17 protein-coding genes are annotated in these 22,261 nt (G+C 66.9%); 12 read left to right on the top strand and 5 right to left on the bottom strand.

The window, feature by feature from the left end:
* Window positions 1–10: 10 nt before the first annotated feature.
* The gene (locus tag AB0M35_RS03260) at window positions 11–1,000 is read right to left on the bottom strand and encodes a UbiA prenyltransferase family protein (RefSeq protein ID WP_363740859.1); all 990 of its coding nucleotides are present in this window, start codon (window positions 998–1,000) and stop codon (window positions 11–13) included.
* Between the two features lie 28 nt (window positions 1,001–1,028).
* Window positions 1,029–2,060, bottom strand: a complete 1,032-nt coding sequence (locus tag AB0M35_RS03255) for an NAD-dependent epimerase/dehydratase family protein (RefSeq protein ID WP_363740857.1) — start codon at window positions 2,058–2,060, stop codon at window positions 1,029–1,031.
* A 439-nt stretch (window positions 2,061–2,499) separates the two neighbouring features.
* Between AB0M35_RS03255 and AB0M35_RS03250 the strand changes: the two genes are divergently transcribed.
* The 7 genes from AB0M35_RS03250 (at window position 2,500) to AB0M35_RS03220 (ending at window position 11,189) form a co-directional block, all read left to right on the top strand.
* A complete protein-coding gene (locus AB0M35_RS03250) occupies window positions 2,500–3,669 on the top strand; it encodes an endonuclease/exonuclease/phosphatase family protein (protein WP_363740854.1) in 1,170 nt (389 codons plus the stop codon).
* A gap of 202 nt (window positions 3,670–3,871) precedes the next feature.
* Window positions 3,872–4,897 carry a glycosyltransferase family 2 protein gene (locus AB0M35_RS03245; protein WP_363740852.1) on the top strand — a complete coding sequence of 342 codons (1,026 nt, stop codon included), beginning with the start codon at window positions 3,872–3,874 and terminating at the stop codon, window positions 4,895–4,897.
* Between the two features lie 38 nt (window positions 4,898–4,935).
* A complete protein-coding gene (locus AB0M35_RS03240) occupies window positions 4,936–6,759 on the top strand; it encodes a BTAD domain-containing putative transcriptional regulator (RefSeq protein ID WP_363740850.1) in 1,824 nt (607 codons plus the stop codon).
* A gap of 93 nt (window positions 6,760–6,852) precedes the next feature.
* Window positions 6,853–7,962 (top strand): lysylphosphatidylglycerol synthase transmembrane domain-containing protein, encoded by a 1,110-nt coding sequence (locus tag AB0M35_RS03235; RefSeq protein ID WP_363740848.1) that lies wholly within the window; start codon window positions 6,853–6,855, stop codon window positions 7,960–7,962.
* A gap of 56 nt (window positions 7,963–8,018) precedes the next feature.
* Window positions 8,019–9,164: a glycosyltransferase family 4 protein gene (locus tag AB0M35_RS03230; RefSeq protein WP_363740846.1), complete on the top strand. Its 1,146-nt coding sequence runs from the start codon at window positions 8,019–8,021 to the stop codon at window positions 9,162–9,164.
* A gap of 23 nt (window positions 9,165–9,187) precedes the next feature.
* The gene (locus AB0M35_RS03225) at window positions 9,188–10,201 is read left to right on the top strand and encodes a glycosyltransferase family 2 protein (protein ID WP_363740843.1); all 1,014 of its coding nucleotides are present in this window, start codon (window positions 9,188–9,190) and stop codon (window positions 10,199–10,201) included.
* A gap of 49 nt (window positions 10,202–10,250) precedes the next feature.
* Window positions 10,251–11,189: an oxidoreductase gene (locus AB0M35_RS03220; protein WP_363740841.1), complete on the top strand. Its 939-nt coding sequence runs from the start codon at window positions 10,251–10,253 to the stop codon at window positions 11,187–11,189.
* 88 nt (window positions 11,190–11,277) lie between these two features.
* Here AB0M35_RS03220 and AB0M35_RS03215 read toward each other — a convergent pair whose 3' ends face one another.
* Window positions 11,278–13,965, bottom strand: coding sequence for an RICIN domain-containing protein (locus AB0M35_RS03215; protein WP_363740839.1), 2,688 nt, complete (start codon window positions 13,963–13,965; stop codon window positions 11,278–11,280).
* Window position 13,966: 1 nt separating this feature from the next.
* The gene (locus tag AB0M35_RS03210) at window positions 13,967–15,301 is read right to left on the bottom strand and encodes an endo-1,4-beta-xylanase (RefSeq protein WP_363741878.1); all 1,335 of its coding nucleotides are present in this window, start codon (window positions 15,299–15,301) and stop codon (window positions 13,967–13,969) included.
* 535 nt (window positions 15,302–15,836) lie between these two features.
* Between AB0M35_RS03210 and AB0M35_RS03205 the strand changes: the two genes are divergently transcribed.
* On the top strand, window positions 15,837–17,066 hold the full coding sequence (locus AB0M35_RS03205; RefSeq protein ID WP_363740837.1) for a serine protease: 1,230 nt from the start codon (window positions 15,837–15,839) through the stop codon (window positions 17,064–17,066).
* A 76-nt stretch (window positions 17,067–17,142) separates the two neighbouring features.
* Here AB0M35_RS03205 and AB0M35_RS03200 read toward each other — a convergent pair whose 3' ends face one another.
* On the bottom strand, window positions 17,143–17,670 hold the full coding sequence (locus AB0M35_RS03200) for a hypothetical protein (RefSeq protein ID WP_363740835.1): 528 nt from the start codon (window positions 17,668–17,670) through the stop codon (window positions 17,143–17,145).
* A 354-nt stretch (window positions 17,671–18,024) separates the two neighbouring features.
* On the opposite strand from AB0M35_RS03200, the gene AB0M35_RS03195 reads away from it, so the two are divergent.
* The 4 genes from AB0M35_RS03195 to AB0M35_RS03180 all read left to right on the top strand — a co-directional run bounded on the left by AB0M35_RS03195 (window position 18,025) and on the right by AB0M35_RS03180 (window position 22,088).
* Window positions 18,025–19,191 carry a helix-turn-helix transcriptional regulator gene (locus AB0M35_RS03195; protein ID WP_363740833.1) on the top strand — a complete coding sequence of 389 codons (1,167 nt, stop codon included), beginning with the start codon at window positions 18,025–18,027 and terminating at the stop codon, window positions 19,189–19,191.
* A gap of 11 nt (window positions 19,192–19,202) precedes the next feature.
* Window positions 19,203–19,940, top strand: a complete 738-nt coding sequence (locus tag AB0M35_RS03190; protein ID WP_363740831.1) for a 5-formyltetrahydrofolate cyclo-ligase — start codon at window positions 19,203–19,205, stop codon at window positions 19,938–19,940.
* Window positions 19,941–20,140: 200 nt separating this feature from the next.
* Window positions 20,141–20,704, top strand: a complete 564-nt coding sequence (locus tag AB0M35_RS03185) for a flavoprotein (RefSeq protein ID WP_363740829.1) — start codon at window positions 20,141–20,143, stop codon at window positions 20,702–20,704.
* A gap of 268 nt (window positions 20,705–20,972) precedes the next feature.
* Window positions 20,973–22,088 carry a type I restriction endonuclease gene (locus AB0M35_RS03180; protein ID WP_363740827.1) on the top strand — a complete coding sequence of 372 codons (1,116 nt, stop codon included), beginning with the start codon at window positions 20,973–20,975 and terminating at the stop codon, window positions 22,086–22,088.
* Window positions 22,089–22,261 lie beyond the last annotated feature (173 nt).

The following is a 22,261-nucleotide window of genomic DNA, read 5'->3' as shown; positions in this document are numbered from 1 at the left end:
TGTCGTTCGGTTACCAGACGTGCCAGACGCTGGCCAGCATCGCCTGCGCCAGCACCGCGGCCCAGAGTCCGACGTTGACCAGCAGCGCGCGGTCCCGGAAGAGGTCCTCGACCGGATCACCACCGGAGCCGCCCATGGCGATCATCTGTAGATAGCGGTGCACCGCGAAGGCCGCGAACGGGAAGGTCAGCCCTGCGGTGACCGGCCCGTACGGCGGCGTCTGGGCCCAGATGAACGCAACGTAGCCGACCAGCGCCGCCACCAGGTTCACCAGCACGACCTGGTCCAGGAAGTGCACCGAGTACGCCCGCAGCGCCGGCCGGTGCTCGCCCGCCTCGCCGCCCGCAGCCGACAGGGCGGCGAGTTCGTGGCGTCGCTTGCCGAGGGAGAGTGCGAGGCACGCGCAGTAGACGCCGATCAGCAGCGCCGGTTGGACGGCGATGCCGACGGCGATCGTGCCGGCCAGTACCCGCAGGACGAACCCGACGGAGACGACCGACACGTCGACCAGCGGCTGGTGCTTGAGCGCCAGGCAGTACCAGAGGTTGATCGCCAGATAGCCGGCGACGACGACGCCGACCAGGGCGGGCAGCAGCGCCGTGAGGGCCGCGGTGCCGGCGAGCAGGACGACGAGGAGCGTGATCGCAGCGCTGGTGCTCACCCGGCCGCTCGCCAGTGGCCGGTTCCGTTTCACCGGGTGCAGTCGGTCCCGGTCGCGGTCGCGCAGGTCGTTGAAGATGTAGACGGCCGAGGAGGCGGCCAGGAAGCTCAGCAGCGTGCCGAGCAGCGGCACGATCTGGGTCACCGCGGTGCCCGGGGAGGCGACGAGCGGCGCCGTCAGCACCAGGCTGCCCTTGATCCACTGACGGGGTCGTAGCAGGGCGAACAGTCCGGCGACGCGGGCCAGGGGTCTCAGCGCCTCCACCGCGACCGCCGGGTCGACGGAGACCACGGGTAACTCCGGTGACGGGGAGCCCGGGGCTTCCAGGGCGTGCTTCATGGCGGACCTCTCCTTGCTCCGTGGAGTCTCAGAACAGCGCCTTCGCCAGGCTCAGGGCGCCCTGCTTCCAGGGGTCGCGGTGGGTACGTCCGGCGCTACGCCGCGCCCCGGCGGCGTTCGCCCGCCACCAGTCGTACGTCTTCAACAACGCCTGTTCGTTGCTGAACCGCGGGTTGAATCCGAGCTGCTGCGTCGCGCGGTCGATCGAGACGTACGAGTCGCGCGTCAGCTTGTGCACGAGTCGCTTGTAGACCGGTGAGAGCCGCGTAGCGGCGAGTACGCGCAACACGGCCACGGCGGGCCCCACCGGCATGGCGAGGACCCGCTTGCCGTGGCCGGCCGCGTCGAGCACCGCCTGGAAGTCCTCCCGCAGGGTGCGGAACTCGCGCGCGCCGATGTTGAACGTGTCGTTGGCCTTGTCGTCGGGGGCCTCGCAGATCAGCTGAATCGCCGCGCAGAGGTCCTCGACGTCGAGCATCTGGGTGGCGACGTCGCCGCCGCCGATCAGCGGAAAGTGTCGGCCTTCGTCGGCCCACTCGAAGAGCATGGCGAACAGACCGAGACGTTCCTCGCCGAGGAAGGTCTTGGGGCGCACGATCGGGGCACAGAGGCCCTGCTCGCGTTGCCGGAGCACGGCGGTCTCGGCGCCGAGCTTGGCGGCCGAGTACGGGTCCACCGGTTCGCACGGGTAGTCCTCCGGGGTGGGGCAGTCCCGGGGCAGCCCGTAGACGGCCGTGGAGGAGATGTGCACGAACCGGTCCACGCCGGCCCGGCGGGCCGCCTCAAGTGCCGAGACGGTGCCGTCCACGTCGACCGATCGGATGTCCGCCGACCGGTGGCTGGGCAACGCGGCGGCGGAATGGATGACCACGTCGGCGGAGCGGAAGGCACGGGTCATCGCTTCGACGTCCCGGACGTCGGCCCGGATGAAGGTCGCCCGTCCCTGCACCCGCGACGCGAGCGGACGGATGTCCACTCCGGTCCAGGTGACTCCCGGCCAGTGTCTCGCCAACAGTGCCGTGCCCAACATGCCGGCGGCTCCGGTCACCACTGCGTGCACTTCCACCTCCCGTTTCGAAAAAACGCCGCTTTCTTCACGGCGATGTCACGTCCGAACGACGGCCATGTTTCGGCATTAGTCGTTATCAGGTATTCACCGAAGGGCCACCCGTGGCGCCGCTGCGCCGACCAATCGGACCGCCCCGCCGGATTCGGCGCAATTCGCACATCGGCCGGCCGGGACCGCATCTCCGACGCCGCACCTTGCGAGCGTCGGTAAGCTGCGCGTACGCCATCCGAGCTCCTTCCAGGTCGGCGAAATCCGGTATTGGCACTCGTGACGCTAGCGACCGGCGATTGCCCCCTCCTTGGTGTGCGGAACAAGCTTCGAGCAAGGTTCCGATCGATACCTTTTCCGAGGCCGGTACCGATCTCGGCAGGAACCGGGGTGACGTAAAGGAGTTGCCATGACGGAAGCGGCGGCAAGGACGACGACAATAATGGACGAAAAGGAAACAGAGCTGTCGCCGGAACCCCGCACCCGGTCGCGTCGGCAACGCTGGGGACTGCGCCTCGCTGCCGTGGTCTGCGTCGGCTGGCTGGTCGTCGTCGCGCTGCACCACCTGCTCAGCGCCCGGACGTACGTGTGGGGGCCGATCGACCTGCTCCCACCGATCACCTGGGCGGTGGTCCCGGTGCTGCTGCTGCCCGTGGCCTGGCTGGCCCGGTCGATTCGCTGGCAGCTGGTCGGGGCGGCACTGCTCGCCCTGGCACTCGGTGTCGGCTACAGCGGGATCAACTTCGCGACGGTCTTCCACACCCCGCCACCGGCACCCGCCGACGCCATCAAGGTGGTGACCTGGAACACCGAGTACTGGGACCAGGACCGGCGCAACGGCGGTGAGCAGCGCACCACCACCGAGGAGTTCTACGACTTCCTGCGGGAGATGGACGCCGACGTCTACATGCTGCACGAGTACGCCCACGTCGACGACTCACTGGTCGACATCTTCGCGCAGGCGTACGAGATCGACCAGACGGCGCAGCTGAAGGCCGCTTTCCCCGGCTACACGATCGTCCGCGAGGGGCGGAACATGACAATCACCCGGTTGCCGGTCGTCGGACACTCCTGGCTCGACTCGACGCCGTACCTGCCGGACGACCTGAAGCCGGTGCCGCCGGCCCTGGTCGACCGGCCGCTGTTCTACACGTCGCAGGCGCTGCGCACCGACATCCAGGTCAACGGCCAGGTCGTCTCGTTCTACAACTCGCACATCTTCCAGCCGCCGGTCCGGATCCTGTTGCTGCGCAGCGACGACGACCGGAACATGTTCGAGATCGACCGGTTCAACTTCGAGATCCGGCAGGCCAGCTACCAGGCCATCGCGGCCGACCTGGAGAAGAACCCGAACCGGGCGGTGATGGCCGGCGACCTGAACACCTCACCGTCGATGAACCTCCTCGACATGGTCTCCGACCGGCTGGTCGACCAGACCAAGGTGCTCTCCTCGCTCTACCCGGTCACCTGGCCGGTGGGCGACAAACCGCGAATGTGGCGTATCGACTGGCTTTTCACCACTCCGGACATCAAAGTGCACAGTTACGACCTGACCATGCCCAACGGCCTGTCCGACCACAAAGCGCAGCAGTTCGTCATCTCGGCACCCTGATCGAGATGAGCGTCACATTGGCGCCGAGCAGGCGAAGACCAGTAATCCTGGCCTTTTAACACGCACGAGGCAGATCAACGACTATCGACGGTTGTCGGTCGTGTACTAGGGTGGTCGACGGTCTTCTCGACGACGAGGAAACCGACAGGCAGACGCGTCGTCCACCTCGCAGCGCAGCCGAATTACTGCCCGAGGAGCATCAATGAAGCCCGGAAAGACGCCACTGGTATCGGTGGTAATCCCCTGCCATAACAGCACGAAGACCATAGCTCTGAGTGTGCTCTCGGCATTGCACCAAACCTATCCCTCGATCGAGGTCATAGTCGTTGACGACGCAAGCACCGACGACACCCCGGAGATTGTCAGAAAACTCGATTGCACGCTCATCGAACTGACCGAGAATGTCGGCGCCGGCCCGGCCCGCAACCGCGGCATTGCGGCGAGCAGCGGTGACATCCTCTTCTTTCTCGACTCCGACGTCGCACTCGCCCCCGACGCCGTCGCCAACGCCGTGAAGATCTTCGAGGAGAACCCGTCCTACGGGGCCGTCTGGGGCGTCTACGGCAACCGTCCCCTGGTGGACGACGGCGTGGTGGAGTGGGTGCAGGTGTTGTACGGCCACTACCGCGCCACCCGCAAGCTCGGGCCGGCCCGCACCGGCCACTTCGCCAGCGGTGCCATCCCCCGCTGGGTCATCGACAAGATCGGGGCCTTCGACGAGCGGCTGCTCGGCCAGTACGCCAACGAGGACCACGAGTTCAGCCTCCGGATCGCGGAGCACTATCCGGTCATCCGCACCTTGTCCGTGGTCGGATACCACGACGACGACGACCAACTCTCGTCGATCCTGCGCAAGCTCTACCGGCGGGCCGGTTCGCTGGTCCCCCTCGTGTTCAAACAACGTGAACTCAAGCCCGAACGGGAGGCCACCCACCGCCCCGCCGAAGTCGCAGCCGCCTTCCTGACCACCGCCAGCCTCCCCCTGGTGTTGGTCTCGCCCTACCTGGCTGCCGTCCCGGCCGTATTCCTGGCCTGGTTCATCGGCGTCGACCTGTCCCTCTTCAACTACGTCCGACGTACTGCCGGCTGGCGGATGGTTCCGCCCAGCGTGTTACTCAGCTTTCTGTACAGTCTCGCGATTTCCGCGGGCGCGTTGAGTGGTGGCCTGCGCTACGTGCTCGACGCGCGCTTTCGACAGAGGTACCGGACACCGGCCGGGGTCCATTGAGATCCGGCCGGCGTACGGCGTGATCAGGGGGAGAGCGTGTGAGTATCCGACTACTGGGGCCTATCGGGGTGGAGTCGGCCGACGGCCCGTTGGACGTAGGACCACGTCAACGTAGGGCGGTTCTGGCGGCCCTTGCCATCGACGCCGGCACGCCGGTGTCGATCGACACCCTGACCGAGCGGGTCTGGGGCCCCGCCGCTCCGGAGGCGCCTCGTAGCGCCCTCTACGCGCACGTCGCCCGGCTCCGCCGGGCCCTTGCCCAGGTCGACGACGGCTCCGGGGGGCCGATCAGCCTGAGTCGCCACGGGGACGGATATGTGCTCAACGTCGACCGTCAGCAGGTCGACCTGCATCGGCTGAACCACCTCATCGACACCAACCGTGCGGGGCATCAGAACAGCGACGTCCAACGCATCGCCGCACTACGTGAGGCGATGGACCTGTGGCGGGGAGATCCACTCGCCACACTCGCCAACGACTGGGCCAACCGGGTCAGGCGTAGCGTCGCGTCGCAGCTGATCAGCCTGGCCGGCGCCTGGAGCACCGAGGAACTGCGACTCGGCAACCCGGAGGCGGTCGCCGACCGGCTGGCCCGGATCCTCGGTTCGTACCCGCTCGCCGAACCGCTCGTGGCGCTCCAGATGCGGGCACTCTGCTCGATGGGGCGTACCCCGGAGGCGTTGCAGTACTACGTCGAGACCCGCGCGCAGATCGTCGAGCAGTTCGGCGCCGAGCCCGGACCCGAACTGCGTAACCTGCATGTCGCGATACTCCGCGGCGAGCTCGACGAGCCGTACCTGAACAGCGTCGGACCGGTCTCCACCCCGGTCCGGCACGTACCGCGACAACTGCCCGCCGACATCGCCCGGTTCTCCGGCCGACAAGACGACCTCGCCCCGGTCCTGAAGTGGCTGAACCCCACCGGCACGGCGGACTCGGCCCCGGTCGTGTCGATCTACGGGGCGGCCGGGGTGGGAAAGTCGACCCTGGCCATCCACGCCGCGCACAAGGTCGCCGGCCGTTACCCGGATGGCCAGTTGTACATCGACCTGCGGGGCACGAGCGTCGACGCGGAGCCGCTGACGCCGGTCGACGCGCTCGCCCGGCTGCTACGCACGCTCGGGGTCAGCATGAGTTCCGCCCCGGAGCAGGTCGACGAGGCTGCGGCCCTGTTCCGATCGGTGGTCGCCGGGCGACGGCTGCTGTTGGTGCTGGACAACGCCGTCGACGCCGCCCAGGTGCGCCCCCTGCTGCCCAGCGGTGCCGGCTGCGGGACGCTGGTGACCAGCCGGCAACCGCTGGCGGGCCTCGGCGACGTCAGTCAACTGCGGGTCGGGCCGCTCACCGTCACCGACGCCATCGCGTTGCTCAGCCACTGGGTCGGAGCGGAGCGGGTGGCCGCCGAGCCGGAGGCCGCGACCGCGATCGCCGAATGGTGCGAATGCCTGCCGCTGGCGCTCCGCATCGTCGGCGCCCGCCTCGTCGCCCGGCCCGGATGGCCGCTCGCCGAGCTGCGCGACCGGCTCGCCGACGAGCGCCGCCGGCTGGACAATCTGGAGTTCGACGGTGTCGGGCTGCGAGCCAGCATGGCCGGTTCCTACGACCGCCTCTCCGGCAGCTCGGACCGCTCCGAGCGCGCCATCGCCGAGGCGTTCAAGCTGCTGGGGACGTCGACGATGACGGAACTCAGCCGGTCGACCGCAGCCCGGCTGCTCGCCCGCTCGGAGGCGCACACCGAACGCATCCTGGAGCGTCTCGTCGACGTGCAACTGCTGGAGACCTCGACGCCGGGCAGTTACCGGATGGGCGAACTCTTGCGGCTGTACGCCCGGGAGCGCTTCGCCGGGCTCCAGGAAAAATGATCGTCGATCGGTCGGACAAGGAAGAAGCAAGCGGTTCACGGTTAGCGTGAGTCACCCAGGTCGAATCCTTTCCACGATCGGAGAAGGTGGCGCGTGTCGACAAAAGAACTGGACGCACAGCAGACCTTCCCGGAAATAGCCGAAACAATGACCGGGGCACCGCGGAAGCGGTGGCAGGTGGTGGCCCGCAAGGTCGTCATGGGCCTCCTGCTGGCGGCGACCGTGATCTTCATTGTGATCACGCTCCGTGGTCAGGACTGGTCCACGGTCGCGGCGACGCTGCGCGGTCAACGGCCCGGCTTCGTCGCGACGATGGTGGCACTGGCCGTACTGGCCAACGCCGCCGGCCTGGTCGCGACGATGATCTCCTGGCGGGCCATGCTCGCCGGCGTCGGCGAGCGGGTCTCCGCCGTGAACGCGGCCCGGATCTTCTACTTCGGCCAGTTCGTCAAGTACGTGCCCGGCAAGGTGATGGGCCTGCTCCTCAGCGTCGAGATGGGCCGGCGCATCGGCGTACCGGCGGGTCGGATGGGCGCGGCCTGGCTGCTGGCCCTCGTGGTGAGCCTGCTCACCGGGGCCACCGTGGGGCTGGCGGCCGGCCCGGAGGTCTTCGGCGCGTCCTCCGCCTGGCTCCTGCTGGCCGTCCTGCCGGTGGCTGCGGTCCTGGTCCGTCCCGAACTGGTCGGCCGGGCCGCGATCCTGGTCGCCCGGGTGCGCCGCCGCCCGGAGCCGTCGACGGCGATGTCCGGAACCGGCATCCGGCAGGCGGTCGTCGCCCAACTGCTGGCCTGGTTGATCGGCGGCACTCACCTGTGGTTGCTCGCCGTGGCGATGGGCGCGCCGCCGCTGCGCGCGCTGCCGCTCTGCCTGGGTGCCTTCGGCCTCGGTGCGGTGGCTGGGGTGATAGCCGTCTTCGCCCCCGACGGAATCGGCGTCCGGGAGGTGGTGATGACGGTCGCGCTCAGTGTCATCCTGCCGGTGCCGGTGGCCGGGGTGGTGGCGTTGGTCAGCCGAGTCGTGGTCACGGTCAGTGAGCTTGCTACCGCCGGCGTCGGCCTACTGGCCACCCAGGCGATCATTCGACGTCGTTCGATGGCGACACCTCCTGCCGAGCCCGTGACAGCGGTCGGCACGGAGGACGCGAATGCCGGCCTGCCGGCTTCCAAGGAATCGCCAAGAAACTGGCCACAGGCGAGCCACTAATGTGCTCAGGGACTTCGATATTCGGCCGTGACGTCATCTCGGAGAATGCGGTACTGATGCCGGACAGGAAATATGATCTGACGATAGCGGCCCCCTACTACGAGCCGTACGTCAGCGGCTTCACGCAGACGGCACGCAGCATCGCCGAGGGCATGGCCAACCGCGGCTGGCGGGTCGCCGTCGTCACCGCCCAGCACGACGCCGAACTGCCGCTGCGCGACGCCGTCGGCGGCGTCGACGTCTACCGTTCGCCGATGCTGATGCAGGCGAGCCGGACACGCGTCGCCCCCCGCTATCCGATGCTGGTCGGGCAGCTGGCGCGCAGGTCGTCGGTGCTGCACCTCAACCTGCCGATGTCGGCGGCGGGCCTGCTGATGCCGATGGCCCCCCGCGTACCGGTGGTGAGCATGCTGCACAGTGACCCGTACCTGCCGCCGAGCTGGTTCGGCCGGGCCATCGCACGATTTTCGGACGCCGCCGCCCGAGCGGCCATCCGCCGCTCCGCGGCCGTGGTGGCGGCCAGCCGCGACCAGGCGCACGCCTCCCGGTTCTGGCCGGTCATCCGCAACCGCAACTTCGCCCCGATCGCGCCACCGTGTCTGGACCGGCGGGGTGGCGAGCCCCGGTACCGGGAGACCCGCGGCCTGCACGTCGGTTTCCTGGGCCGAATCGTGGCGGACAAGGGCATCGGTTACCTGGTCCGGGCGTTCCACCGGATCGCCGACCCCGACGCCCGGCTGTTGATCGCGGGCAACTACCACACGGTCGCGGGGGCCAGCAATCTCGCCGCCGTGCAGGCGGAGATCGACCGCGACAGCCGGGTCCGGATCCTCGGCGAGCTACGCGGCCGGGAGGTCAACGACTTCTACGCCTCCGTCGACGTGTTCGCGCTACCGGCGGTCGCCGGATCGTTCGGCACCGTGCTGGCCGAGGCGATGATGAGCGGCATTCCGTCGGTGACGACCGATCTTCCCGGCAACCGGTACCCGGTCACCGCCACCGGATTCGGTCGGGTGGTACCCCCACGAGATCCACAAGCGCTGGAACAGGCCATCTCCGAACTGGCGACGGTGCCGCGGGACTGGAAGGAGCAGAAGGCCCGGGCGGCCCGGGCGCGCTTCTCCGTGGCGACGTCGCTGGACGCGCACGAGGTTCTCTTCAGCACCCTTCGCGGGCGCACCGCAGCACGGCAACACCGATGAAACAAGGGAAAGGTTGGAGTCCGATGAACGAGCAGCCACTGGTCTCAGTGATCATTCCGAACTACAACTACGCCAGCACCATCGGCGAGTGCATCAAGGCGGCGAAGAACCAGACCTACCCGGCCGTAGAGGTCATCGTGGCCGACGACGCGAGCACGGACGACTCGGTGGCGATCGCCCGGGCACTCGACGTCACGGTGTTGCAGGTGCCGGTCAACAGCGGCGTCTCCACCGCCCGGAACCTGGGTGCCCGGCACGCCAAGGGTGAGGTGCTGTTCTTCGTGGACTCCGACGTCGCGCTCGATCCGGACGCGGTGGAGCGGGCGGTCGAATACCTGCAGACCGAGCCGGGACTGGGCGCGATCTGCGGCATGTACCGGGCCGAGCCGATGTTCCCCGACAGTCTGGTCAAGCGTTACCGCGCCATCCAGCAGTACGTCTGGTTCTGCGAGGTCGAAGGCGCCATCCCCGGTCTGCACTCGGCGCTGTTCGCGATGAAGAAGGAGACCTTCCTGGAGGTCGGCGAGTTCAACGACCGGCTCCGGTGGACCGAGGAGCAGGACTACGGCTTCCGGCTCAACGCCCGCTACGAGGTCAAGGCCGTCCCGACCATCCGGGGGCGCCACGACCACGACGGAACGCTGCGGGTGATGCTGACCAAGGTCTTCAACCGCACCCGCCTCGGCGCTCCGAACTGGCTGCGGCTGAACAAGCTGCCCGGCGGCGCCGGCACCGGCTACCGGGCGCTGGGCAGCGCCTTCATCCTCGCGGCCGTGTTCGCGCTGGTCTCGACAGTGCTACTCGGCCCCTGGGCGCTGCTCGCCGCTGCGGTGCTGACCGGAATCGGCATCGCCCTCGACAAGCGCACCTATGCGTACGCCTACCGGCACCACGGAGTCATCTTTGGACTACAATTCACGGTGCTCCATCTATTGGTGACGCTCACGTCTGCGGTGGCAGCCAGCATCGGCATCCTGCAGGGATTGCTATATCCAAGCATGACGCAGCGGCTCTACCGCGTCGAGACGCCCGCCTGACCCCTCCCACGCGCCAGCATTAGTAATGGTGCCTGACCGGAAGTTGAAGATGACTCTTTCTGATCAGTCCGACGACCTGGGCTTCGGTATCGACAGCACGGCGACCGAGGTGCTCGCCGGCATCGACCTCGCCGGCAAGCTCGCCATCGTCACCGGCGGCTACTCCGGCCTGGGCCTGGCGACCACCCGCGCCCTCGCCGCCGCCGGCGCCCGGGTCGTCGTCCCGGCCCGGCGTACGGATGTCGCGCGGGAGGCGGTCGGGGGGATCGACGGCGTGGAGGTCGACGAACTCGACCTGGCCGACCTCGACAGCGTGCGGGCGTTCGCCGACCGCTTTCTTGCGTCGGGACGCAGCATCGACATCCTGATCAACAACGCGGGCATCATGGCCACCCCGCTGACCCGGGTCGGTGAGGGCTGGGAGGCCCAGTTCGCGACCAACCACCTGGGGCACTACGCCCTGGTCAACCGGCTCTGGCCGGCGCTGGCCGGCGACGGTGGAGCACGCGTGGTCGTCCTCTCCTCCGGCGCCGGGGAGAACCCCCGGATCAACTGGGACGACGTGCACTTCGTCGACGGCTACGACAAGTGGGCGGCGTACAGCCAGTCAAAGTCGGCGAACATCCTCTTCGCCGCCGAGCTGGACCGGTTGGGTCGGGCGGCCGGGGTGCGGGCGTTCTCGGTGAACCCCGGCTACATCCTCACCCCGTTGCAGCGGCACCTCGCCAAGGAGGAGATGGTCGGTGCCGGCTGGATCGACGAGGACGGCAACGCACTGCTGCCCGAATTCCGGGCCCCCGAGCAGGGCGCCGCGACCCAGGTCTGGGCCGCGACGTCACCCGGGCTGGAGACTGAGGGCGGCAGCTACCTCCAGGCGTGCAAGGTCGCCAAGACCTTCGACGGCCCCGAGGACCGCGAGGCGGCCGAGCGGCTCTGGACGCTCTCGGCCGAGCTGACCGGCGTCGACGCATTCGGCAAGTCCGAGTGACCCGATCCGGACCGGTGCGGTGCACCGGGCCGGTCGAGTAGCAAAGGCCCGGGGGCCAGGCAGGGATGCCTGGCCCCCGGGTCGATTCTCAGCTACGTCGACTCCACTGCTGGTTCGTGCCGCCGTTGCACGACCAAAGAATGATCTTTGTGCCGTTGGCGGTGGCGGCACCGTTGGCATCGACACACAGTCCGGACTGGACGCTGGTGATGGTGCCGTTGGCGTTGACGTTCCACTGCTGGTTGAGCCCGCCATGGCAGTCCCAGATGATGACTGCCGTGCCGTTGGCCGTGCCGTTGCCGAAGGCGTCCAGGCACTTGTTGCCGTACACGGTCAACTGCTTGCTCGCGGTGTAGGTCCACCGCTGGTGCGTGCCGGCGCCGCAGTCCCAGAGTTGCACCTGGGTGCCGTTGGCGGTGGCCGCGCCGGGCACCTCGATGCAACGACCTGACTGACCGCCCACGAGCTGGACGCTCTGCCCGCCGCTCGTGCCCTGCCGCCGCACGATCGACACGGATTCGGCCGACCGGTTGCCTTGGGCGTCGAGGACGTAGAGCCGGTAATCCCCCGATGTGGTGGGCACGGCGATGCTGGTGGCATTGCCGTCCGCCCTGGTCATCGTCGGGCCGGCCGCGAAGCTGGTGGTGCCGGAGGGGGCCAGCCAGAGGGTCCTGGCCGCGTCCCCGGTACTGCGGATCGGAATCGAGGTCACGCCGCTGGCGGCGGTCGTGCTGGCCGGCAGGACGTAGTCCTGCAGCGGCACCCCACGGGCCTGGACGACGTCGCGGTACGAGTCCTCCGGCCCGGAGTTCACCGCGATCTGGTACGCCGCCGTCGGCCACACGTAGTCGGAGGAGACGATGATGTCCTCGATGGTGCTGTTGGGCAGGTTCTTCTCGGAGACCTTGTTGATCGGGCCGTACGTCCGGGTGATGGTCAGGTCGTGCTTGCGCCCGAAGTTGTCCGAGTTGATCATCCAGGTGATGTTCTTGTCGACGCTCAGGACGTTGTCCCGGAAGGTCATGTACGCCGATCCCTCGTCCGGGTGGAGCCCGTACTTGTGGCCGGCGGGAACGCCCTGGAGGTAGTTGTTGCTGACGACGGTGCCCGGTTGGCTGCCCAACGTGTAGATGGGTGCCGTGTCGCTGAGCCGCTGCACGGTGTCGATGATGTGGTTGTGGCTGATGGTGTTGTTCTTCGCCGTCGTGGTGGGCCGGTTCGGCACGATCGATCCGGATGAGCCGTCGAAGTTCCACCACCCCCACCCCATGGTGATGCCGGCCCAGGGGGCCTTCTCGATGCGGTTGTACTGCACGGTGAGGGCATCGACGAAGTAGGCCGCGACCGCGCCGTGCCCGTTGAACAACACCGCACTGTCATGGATGTAGTTATTCTTGATCTCGATGTTCCGCGGCGCCCCCTCGACCTGGGCCGAGTACTTCTCCCGGTTGCTCGACGTGTGGTCCCCGACGTAGACGTGCTGCGGATGACCCACGCTGACCGCGGTCCCCGCGACGTCGTTCGTGTAGTTCCCGATCAACCGGGTGTTGATCACGTCGTTGACCATGTTGATCCCGTCGGCACCGGTGTGCTGGACGCGGTTGCGATCCAACAGGATCCCGTCGGCGTTCTGCAGGTGGACGATGCCGGGCGTGACGTCGACGTTGCGGTAGTGGTAGACGTGGAAGTTGCCCCGGGCGTACGCGAAGGCGCTGAGGTTGCCCTGCTGCGCCTGCTTGAACACCGAACCGGCGACGTTTACCAGGTTCCAGTCGGAGTGCTCCACGGTGAGCCCGGAGAACGTGATGTTCCGCGCGCGGTTGCTGGTCGACGTGCCGGCGATCCGCAGCACGGTCGCCACGTTGTTCGGCGCGAAGACCGAGGCGGTCGCCATGTTCTCGCTGCTGGCCTTGTAGTAGTAGACCGTCCGGCTGGACTTGTCGAAATAGAACTCCCCCGGCGCGTCCAGGAACTCGTAGGCGTTCATGACCTTGTGCGTGCCACCGGTCTGGGCGTTGCCGTTGAACGCGCCCTGGGCGATGGCGGCACCGGGTTGCTGGAACAACGCCACCCGGTTCCCGCCGTCGGTGATCACCTGTTGGACGCCCACGATGGCGGTGGTCCAGGTCGTCGCCGTTTCGATCTCGACGTCTTCCTGGTTCCGGGCCACGGCGGGGAAATCCGCCTGGCTGTATCGCGCGCCCGCGCACTGCGAGCCGGATTCCCAGGCCCAGTCGGCCTGCCCCGCGGTGATGGTGTACGACCCGTGACAGCCGGCCGAGTTGATGGTCTTGGCCGCCATGAAGGCCCGCTTGCCGTTGACGTAGAGCGACCGCAGCTTGTTGGCTCGGTCGAGCGGGGCCTTCCAGATGTTGCCGCTGTGCTGGGTCCAGCCGGCGACCTGCACACCGCCCTGGAGCACCGGCGTCTCGCCCGGGTAGGCAGCGTAGCTGACCCGGTAGCCGTTGGTGCCGGAGTCGCTCGCCCCGAACTCGATCGTGCTGCTGACCGGATACGTTCCGCCACGCAGGTAGACCTGGATGTCGCCGGTCATGTTCGCGTTCGTCGTACGCACGACGTCCCGCGCACGCTGCAGGCTCCGAAACGGTGCGGTGATCGTGCCCGGGTTGGCGTCGCTGCCGTCAGGCGCCACGTAGTACGTCGCCTGGGCCGCGGCCGAAGCCGGTTCCTGGTAGGCGATCAGGGACGGCACCACGCCGGAGACAGCCACCGCGACCGCGAGCAACAAGCCTTTGGTGGCAGAAGCAACGCCCATGTCAGGCCCTCGCCCAGCGCTGGTTGGCGTTCCCGTGGCAGTTCCACACGATCACCGCAGTGCCGTTGGCGTTGTTGGCGCCGTTGACGTCGAGACACAACCCGGTCTGGGCGCTGCTGATCGTGCCGTTGCCGTTGAACACCCACTGCTGGTTGGTGGCACCGCTGCAGTCCCAGATCTGCACCCGGGTCCCGGCGGCGGCGTTGTTCGGCACGTCCAGGCACTTGCCCATCACCTGCAACGCCCGCCCGTTCTGGGTGAACTGCTGGTTGGCGTTGTTGTGACAGTCCCAGATGATCATTTGTGACCCGTTGGCCGAGCTTGCCCCGTTGACGTCCAGGCAGCGGCCGGAGGCCTCGTTGCGCAGCCGGTTGCCGGTCGGGTTCGGGGGCGGGTTCGAGCCGCTGTTGAGGGCGTCGAGAACCGCGTTGTACGCGGCCTTCTTGTTGCCCGCGCAGTCGAAGAGCAGGGCGTTGTCGCCGCCACGCCAGGAGTCGCAGTCCCGTACGCCCCACACGGTGATGCCGGTGCAGCGCGAGATCGCCAGGCAGGCGCGGGTGACGGTGGCGTAGATGTTGGCCTGGTTGCCACCCTGGGTGACGTCCAGCTCGGTGATCTCCACGTCCACGCCCAGATCCGCGAAGCGCTGGAGGTTGGCTTGGTAGTCACCGGCAATCGTGGTGCCCAGGTGGGACTGGAAGCCGACGCAGTCGATCGGCACCCCGCGGGACTTGAAGTCGCGCACCATGTTGTAGATGCCGGTGGACTTCGCGTTGATCCCGTCGGTGTTGTAGTCGTTGTAGCAGAGCTTGGCGTTCGGGTCGGCCGCCCGGGCGGCACGGAACGCCGCCTCGATCCAGTCGTTGCCGGTGCGTTGCAGGTTCGAGTCCCGCCGGGCGCCACTGCCGCCGTCGGCGAACGCCTCGTTCACCACGTCCCAGGAGTAGATCTGCCCCCGGAAGTGGCCGGCCACCTGGGTGACGTGGTTGATGGCGGCGTTGCGCAGGTCACCGCCGGACAGCCCTTGGGCCCAGCCGGGCTGCTGGGCGTGCCACAACAGGGTGTGTCCCCGCACCTTCATGCCCTGAGAGCGGGCGTGGTTGACGATGCGGTCACCGGCGCCGTAGTTGAACACGCCGCGCTGGGGCTCGGTCGCGTCCCACTTCATCTCGTTTTCGGCGACGAGGCTGTTGAACTCGCGGTTCAGCACCGACATGTACGTGCTGTCGTTGAACTTGTACGTCCCGACGGCGGCACCGAAGTAGCGGCCCTTCTCCGCCGCCGAGGCACCGAGCGTGGTGGCCGCATTGGCGGCACTGACGGGCACCAGCGTCATGCCGGCCGCCAGCAGCCCGGCTATCAGTGCACGCAGCACCGCTGAGAGAAAACCAAGTCGTCGCGGAGAACCGCTCGGTAGTACCAGATCTTTCATCTGCCAGCACCTTCCCGGAGTCGAATCTTCTTCGACGAGTTAGCGCTAACATCACCGGCCGGCTCAAAGGCTCCCCGGGGCGACACAGGAGACGAGAGAACGCTACGCGTCGATGAAGCCGAGATTGCCACAAAGTTTCAGTGCGCTCAAGAAGCCCAGCATGTGGACACCTATCCAATCATGATCGTCAACGTCATACGTCTACCCACAGTGACGTGACCCCATCAGGCCGCCGCCGGAAGCCGTGCAGGTGAACGATAACGACGACACTATTGATCATCGATGACCGTCGAACAGCGATCAACAGCGACCAGCAGGCGACGTCAGCCCGAAACCCCGCCCCGCCATCACAAGACATCGATTATCTTGCATGTCTTCCTCGTGCTCGTGTATGAAGACTTAGCACTCGTTAAGGTTCCGGATCCTGGAGGGAGCGACGATGAGACATGCCCCGCGCCGCTTACGAACGCTGGCGGCCGCACTCGGCGCCTGCACACTCGGGCTGAGCCTGCTGTCGGCACCCGCCGCGGCGTACTCGGTCCAACCTCTCGCACCGCACTCCGACCGGGCACCCGAGTCGGAACAGTTCGAGGCCGAGGGCGTCACGACCGTCGGTGAGCTGCGCACCGTCGACAGTTCCCTGTCGTACGCCCGGAACGGCCGCACCCAGGTCATCCGGCACCCCGGCGCCACCTACGTCAAGGTGCACTTCAGCTCGCTGCGACTGGCCCCCGGCGAGTACGTCACCGTGTCGAGCCCCGACGGCCGGGAAAGCTACCGGTACGACCGCAACCTGGACCGGGCGACCGGCTCGGACTACACCACCGACGGCCAGCCGGGCTTCTGGGCCATGTCGGTGGAGGGCGACACCGCAGTGGTGACCCTGCACAGCAGCCGCCCCGCCCGCGCCAACGCCGCCGCGACCATCGACCGGTTCTGGCGCGGCTACGACCGCACGGAGATCGGGCAGTACAACTTCTCCACCCAGTCCGTCTGCAGCACCGACGCCCGCCGCGACGTGGTCTGCTACCAGAACAGCCACCCCACCGAATTCGCCCGCAGCAACGCGGTGGCGCGGCTACTGATCAGCGGCGGCGGCATGTGCACCACCTGGCGGGTGGGCAACACCAACCGCATGCTGACCAACAAGCACTGCTTCTCGACGCAAGCCGCGGTCAGCGGCAGCGAGATGCAGTTCAACTACCAGTGCGCCACCTGCGGCGGCTCGAACCCCGGCCCCGGCACCAAGGTCAGCGGCGCCACCCTCTACCGGGTGAGCAGCGGCGGCTCCAGCCAACTGGACTACGCCCTGTTCTCGGTGAACAACTTCGCCGCCATCCAGGGATTCGGCACCCTGTACCTGGCGACGACCGCCACCACCAACGGCGCCCAGATGTACATCCCGGGGCACGGCGACGGCAGCCCGAAGCGCTTGTCGATTTTCGAGAACACCCAGAACGGAGCGCGCTGCACCGTACGGAGCGCGAACTACAACACCTGGAACATCAGCTACAGCTGCGACACCTCCGGCGGCAACTCCGGCTCGCCGGTGCTGGACAGCAGCCACCGGGTGATCGCCCTGCACCACCTCGGCGGCTGCCCGTCCAACCAGGGCGCGAAGGCGCACCTCATCTACAACGAGATCGCCAGCCTGATCGACAACGGCTGAGCTACCGGAAGACCCGCGCTGCTGGCCGCCGCCGATCCCGGCGGCGGCCAGGTCGTACGCCGACCCGGCGAGACGGTCAGCGCACCTGGGACCCGTCGGCCGCCGTACCCGAACGGGCTGGCGAGGGCGCTAGGATGGTCGTGGCGTCGGAGGGTTCGATGAGTACCTCGACCGGCCCTGCCAGGACAGCTACCCGCCCGGCCGGGCCCTGGTCACGTACCACCCTGACCTGTGCCGCCTCGACGGTCAGGCGCACCCGCACCGTCGCCGCACCACCGGGAACGATCAGCCCATCACCCGCATCCCCGAATGCCACTATCGCACTGACCCCGTCCTCGGATTCAACGGCAGGCACGCCCAGGGACGGTTCGGGGACGGGGTTCGCCTCGGGGTCTGAGGCGTGTCCATGAATGACGAAGAACCCAAGCTCAGCGTCGGTGGCCTTACCGAGAAACTCCCGCAACGCCGTGCGGCAAGGCTCATAAGGCCACCTGTGCTCCCCGCGCTCAAGCTTGCCAACGTAGCGGGCGTCCACGTCGACCCGGCGCCCCGCATGCTGGTAGGCGTACGCATTGACCGCATCCGCCAACTCCTGGCGCGACATCGGTCGTCCTGAACCTGAAGGAGACCGCCGCGCCAACCGCGCCGCGCGCAGCAGATCATTCGGCCCCGGTCGATAGCCCACGATGAGTCCTGTCTCCTGATCCGTCTACCAACGCCAGCCGGGGTGACCAACGCGCACGCGGGGCCTCGATCGCCCGCGCCAGGAGGCAGGGCCAGGGATGGCCGCATCCCGACAGTGCCACTGCGGACGCGACGGCTCCATGCGTCCATCCAATCGGTAAGGGGCGACGGCTCCCAGGGCGGCAACGGCGCAGAACTGATGCATCCCCATTGCGTTACGAGGCGTGAGCTGCATGAATGATTCCGTTATGACCGACGGCCGAGGGAGGGGTACGTGGTGGGCAAACGCCGGCACCGGCTAGCCCAGCGCCGCAAAACGGTCGGGCTGAGTCAAGAACGCCTGGCCGAATCCCTCGGCGTCGACCGCTCGACAATCGTCCGCTGGGAACGGGCGGATACGGATCCCCAACCGTGGCATCGACCACGTTTGGCAGTGGCCCTCCGGCTGTCGATCGAGGAACTGGCCGATCTCCTGGACGATGTCGGTCAGCCACCCGCCCCACCGGACGAACGTCTCGCCTACGTCCTGCGTCACCCCCGTCGGGTCGACCTGGTCGCCGTCGCGCATCTGCGGGAACGTGTGCAGAGCCTCGACCAGCAGTACGACTCCCTGCCCTCCACGCTCCTCCTCGCCGAGGCCGGTCAACTCCACGGGCAGGCCATCTTCCTCCGTCAGCACGCCAACGCCGGATCGGTGCACCGCGAACTGGCAGCAGCCGTCGCCGAATCCGCCACGCTGATGGGCCAACTCGTCTGGGACGCCTCACAACGACGCGACCACAACGTCAGCGCCGTCTACTTCGATCAAGCGATCAGCGCTGCCCGCGAAACCCGCGACGTCGTCACGGAGGCCAACGCCCTGCTTCGCAAGAGCTACCTCCCTCTCTACGGCACCAAGCAACCCACCAGCAGCCTGGTCCTGACCACGAACGCCGCATCCATCAGTCGCAACGACAGTCACGTCATCGCCGGCCTCGCGCACCTGCACCGCGCCGAGGCACACGCCATGCTCGGCCAGCCCCGAGACTGCTCCGACGCCCTCTCAGCCGCCGAGAACCACCTCGCCGCGGTCGATACCCACGATCCAGCCGCCGCCCTCTTCTGCCCGAGTCACTACACCCGACTCGCGGGTTCCTGCTGGCTGTTCCTGAACAAGCCGGCCGACGCCATCCCCGCGCTGGAGAACGCCCGGCACCTCATCGCCGCACGCCGCAAATCCACCGCCGTCGTCCTGGGCAACCTGGCCCTTGCCAGCATCCTGCAACGCGACCTCGACGCCGCCACCTGCTATCTCCACGAGGCCATCGACGTCATCGAAGGAACCCGCGCCGGAGGCGGCCTCAACCTCGCCTTCACCGCAGCACGCCAGCTACGCCCCTGGCGCGACCAACCCGCCGTCCAGGACGTCAACGATCGACTCCTCACCCTCATGACCCCGTAGGAGCCATCGCCATGACCAGCCTCGCCGAGATCGACCACGCCAAGCAGACCGTGCGGCACCACGTCTGGGACCTCCTCGAACGACAACACGCCGCCCCAGCCGGAGTCCACGGACACATCCCCGACTTCGTCGGCAAGGAAACCGCCGCCGACCTACTCGCCGACCTCGACGCCTGGAAGGCGGCGCAGGTCATCAAGTGCAACCCCGACCGCGCCCAACTTCCCGTCCGGATACGCGCGCTCCAAGAAGGCAAACTGCTCTACATGGCGGTACCACGCCTCGCCACCCCCAAACCCTTCCACCTCCTCGACCCGACCACCCTGACCGCCCCGTTCGACACCGCTGCCACCAGCACCGGAGCACCCGAAGTCGCCCCCACCGTCAGCCCAGACGAAATGCGGCCCATCGACCTGATCGTCTGCGGCAGCGTCGCCGTCAGCCGACACGACGGCATACGGATCGGTAAAGGCGCCGGCTACTCAGACCTCGAAGTCGCCCTCCTCACCGACGCCGGCCTCATCACCACCGAAACCACCATCGCCACCACCATCCACCAGACCCAACTCCTCGACGACCAACTACCCCACGCCGCCCACGACTTCCCAGTCGACCTCGCGATCACCCCATACCAAGTACTGAGCTTCAAACCACGACGGAAAGCCCTCACCGGGATCATCACGGCCCACCTCCGTCCGAACCAACTCGATCAGATCCCCGCCCTGTCCCGCCCCACTTACGACGCCGAATGACAGCACGGCCGAGCCCACGCAGGGCAACCAGACAGCCGACGTCCAGGCACACCACGCGAGGGGGATTGAAAGACGGTGGTACCCGAAGAGATCCGCTGCCGTCCAGTCGTCCAGAAAATCGCCACCGATCTCACTCTCCTGGCCAAGGGCTCTGTCCACGCCGCCGTGATTGCCTTCGCCCGACGGGCAGGGATCCGGATATGACTGGTGGCCAACTGCAGATCGTCGTCTGCGCCGCCGGCCCCGCCGCCGACGTGACTCAACTGATCAGCGCCGCGCACAAGCATTCCTGGACGACGGCCGTCACCGCCACGCCCAACGGGATGGACTTCATCAACGCACCCGCTATCGAGGAGTTGACCGGCGCTCCGGTGCGATCCAGCTACCGGCAAGCCCGCGACGACCGCCGCTCGCTACCCGCCGCAGACGCGCTGGTCATCGCACCAGCTTCGTACAACTCGATCAACAAGATCGCTCTCGGCCTGGCCGACAACTACGCCATGACCTCAGTCGCCGAACTGATCGGACGGCAGATACCGACCGTCATCGTCCCGTTCGTCAATGCCGCGCTCGCCGCCCGTTCGCCCTTCCGCCGCGCCGTGGCAAGCCTCCGCGACGAAGGCGTACGGATCCTGCTCGGCCCCGAAGACGGCTGGGAACCACACCCACCAGGCAGTGGCAACGAGCAGCAACGAGCCTTCCCCTGGACGTTGGCGTTCGACACAGCAACCAGCAGCGAAAACCCAGCTGGCTACCTGGCATAAGCAGGCGTTCTGCGCGGCGCTGCGTGTAGCCTCGTACGCCTTCAGTCGGTAGCGCATCTTACTCACTACCGAGACACTGCAAACTGCCCTTTTCGTCGCATCGGACCGACGAAAGGAGACGTCAGTAGGTCTCCTTCGCGGCTTCGCGCTTCCCGATTGATCGGTAGCATCCGATCGTCGCCTCGGATTTCCGAGAGTCGCCAGAACCAGGCATGAATGCATGCATGCGTACGGCACATTTCCACTTATGCGCAGAAGGAGTCCCTCAATGGATTTCGATGAACGGGTCGCCGCGCTCGCCACGAAGGTCCGGAATCAGCGTGACGCGATTCAGACGGAAGAGGCCGCCAAGAATGCTTTCGTCATGCCGTTCATCTCTATGATCCTCGGCTACGACGTCTTCGATCCACTGGAGGTTATCCCGGAGTTCACCGCCGACGTCGGGACCAAGAAAGGCGAAAAGGTAGACTACGCGATCATGCGTGACGGCGAGGTGCAAATCCTCATCGAATGCAAGCAGCCGAGTGACTCCCTCAAAATTGAGCACGCATCTCAACTTTATCGATACTTCTCGGTTACGAATGCACGGATCGCCGCCCTCACCAATGGACAGATTTATCACTTCTATACCGACCTCGACGCCCCGAACAAGATGGACAACAAGCCCTTCCTCGTGCTCGACTTGGAAGATATCGACGACACCCTCATACCTGAGCTACGCAAGCTCTCGAAGGAAGTTTTCGATCTCGAATCCATAATCAGCGCAGCCGAAGAGTTGAAGTATCTCGGCCAGATCAAGCGTTGGATGGCGGCACAGTTCAAGGATCCCGAGGATGAGTGGGTCCGGTTCTTCGCGACGAAAGTGTATGAGGGTTCGCTCACCCAGAAGAGGCGTGAACAGTTCAGATCGCTCGTTGCCAAGGCTGCCTCGCAGTTCGTCAGGGACCAAGTAAACGAACGGCTCAAGGGCGCTCTCTACACAAATCTACCCAAACAGACCACCGACGTACCCTCCGAAGCGCTTGAGAGTGAAGAGGTTGCACTGAGCGATGCCGCACGCGGCACGGAGGTGGAAACCACGCTTGAAGAACTTACGGGCTACCAGATTGTCAAGGCGATCGCATGCAGCGAGGTCAAGCCCCAACGCATTGTTGGCCGTGACGCAAAGTCCTACTTCGCAATTATTCTCGACGATAACAACCGCAAGCCGATCGCGCGACTTCACTTCAACGGAAAGGCCCGGAAGTACATTGGCACGTTCGACGCGAACAAGACAGAGACTCGCCATTTGATCGACTCTATCGACGACATCTATCTTCACGCTGATGCAATCCGATATGCGGTAAGGGTTTTCATGGGCGAGGGCGGCCACAAGAACCGTTGACAGCGACAGCCCGGCCGAGCCACTGAATCACTTCGCCGCAATGCATGCTTCACGGCCGAGCTGGACTGAGATTCCCGATAAACACGGAGGTCGCCGGTCCGGCTGACTACAGGGTGGGTCGCGTGCAAGGTGACCGAGTGCCCTGCGAGAGGTCGCTCCCCCGGATGGTGAGG

The sequence above is a fragment of the Micromonospora sp. NPDC051196 genome (assembly GCF_040682415.1).
Taxonomy (GTDB): domain Bacteria; phylum Actinomycetota; class Actinomycetes; order Mycobacteriales; family Micromonosporaceae; genus Micromonospora.
The sequence above is the reverse complement of the archived record's forward strand: the minus strand, read 5'-3'. Positions and strand labels throughout refer to the sequence as shown.

Bases quoted from the DNA above. Each gene is read 5' to 3' on its own strand.
- AB0M35_RS03260 (WP_363740859.1), bottom strand. From the start codon at position 1,000: ATGAAGCACGCCCTGGAAGCCCCGGGCTCCCCGTCACCGGAGTTACCC.
- AB0M35_RS03250 (WP_363740854.1), top strand. From the start codon at position 2,500: ATGGACGAAAAGGAAACAGAGCTGTCGCCGGAACCCCGCACCCGGTCG.
- AB0M35_RS03245 (WP_363740852.1), top strand. From the start codon at position 3,872: ATGAAGCCCGGAAAGACGCCACTGGTATCGGTGGTAATCCCCTGCCAT.
- AB0M35_RS03230 (WP_363740846.1), top strand. From the start codon at position 8,019: ATGCCGGACAGGAAATATGATCTGACGATAGCGGCCCCCTACTACGAG.
- AB0M35_RS03225 (WP_363740843.1), top strand. From the start codon at position 9,188: ATGAACGAGCAGCCACTGGTCTCAGTGATCATTCCGAACTACAACTAC.
- AB0M35_RS03220 (WP_363740841.1), top strand. From the start codon at position 10,251: ATGACTCTTTCTGATCAGTCCGACGACCTGGGCTTCGGTATCGACAGC.
- AB0M35_RS03215 (WP_363740839.1), bottom strand. From the start codon at position 13,965: ATGGGCGTTGCTTCTGCCACCAAAGGCTTGTTGCTCGCGGTCGCGGTG.
- AB0M35_RS03210 (WP_363741878.1), bottom strand. From the start codon at position 15,301: ATGACGCTGGTGCCCGTCAGTGCCGCCAATGCGGCCACCACGCTCGGT.
- AB0M35_RS03205 (WP_363740837.1), top strand. From the start codon at position 15,837: ATGAGACATGCCCCGCGCCGCTTACGAACGCTGGCGGCCGCACTCGGC.
- AB0M35_RS03200 (WP_363740835.1), bottom strand. From the start codon at position 17,670: ATGTCGCGCCAGGAGTTGGCGGATGCGGTCAATGCGTACGCCTACCAG.
- AB0M35_RS03190 (WP_363740831.1), top strand. From the start codon at position 19,203: ATGACCAGCCTCGCCGAGATCGACCACGCCAAGCAGACCGTGCGGCAC.
- AB0M35_RS03185 (WP_363740829.1), top strand. From the start codon at position 20,141: ATGACTGGTGGCCAACTGCAGATCGTCGTCTGCGCCGCCGGCCCCGCC.
- AB0M35_RS03180 (WP_363740827.1), top strand. From the start codon at position 20,973: ATGGATTTCGATGAACGGGTCGCCGCGCTCGCCACGAAGGTCCGGAAT.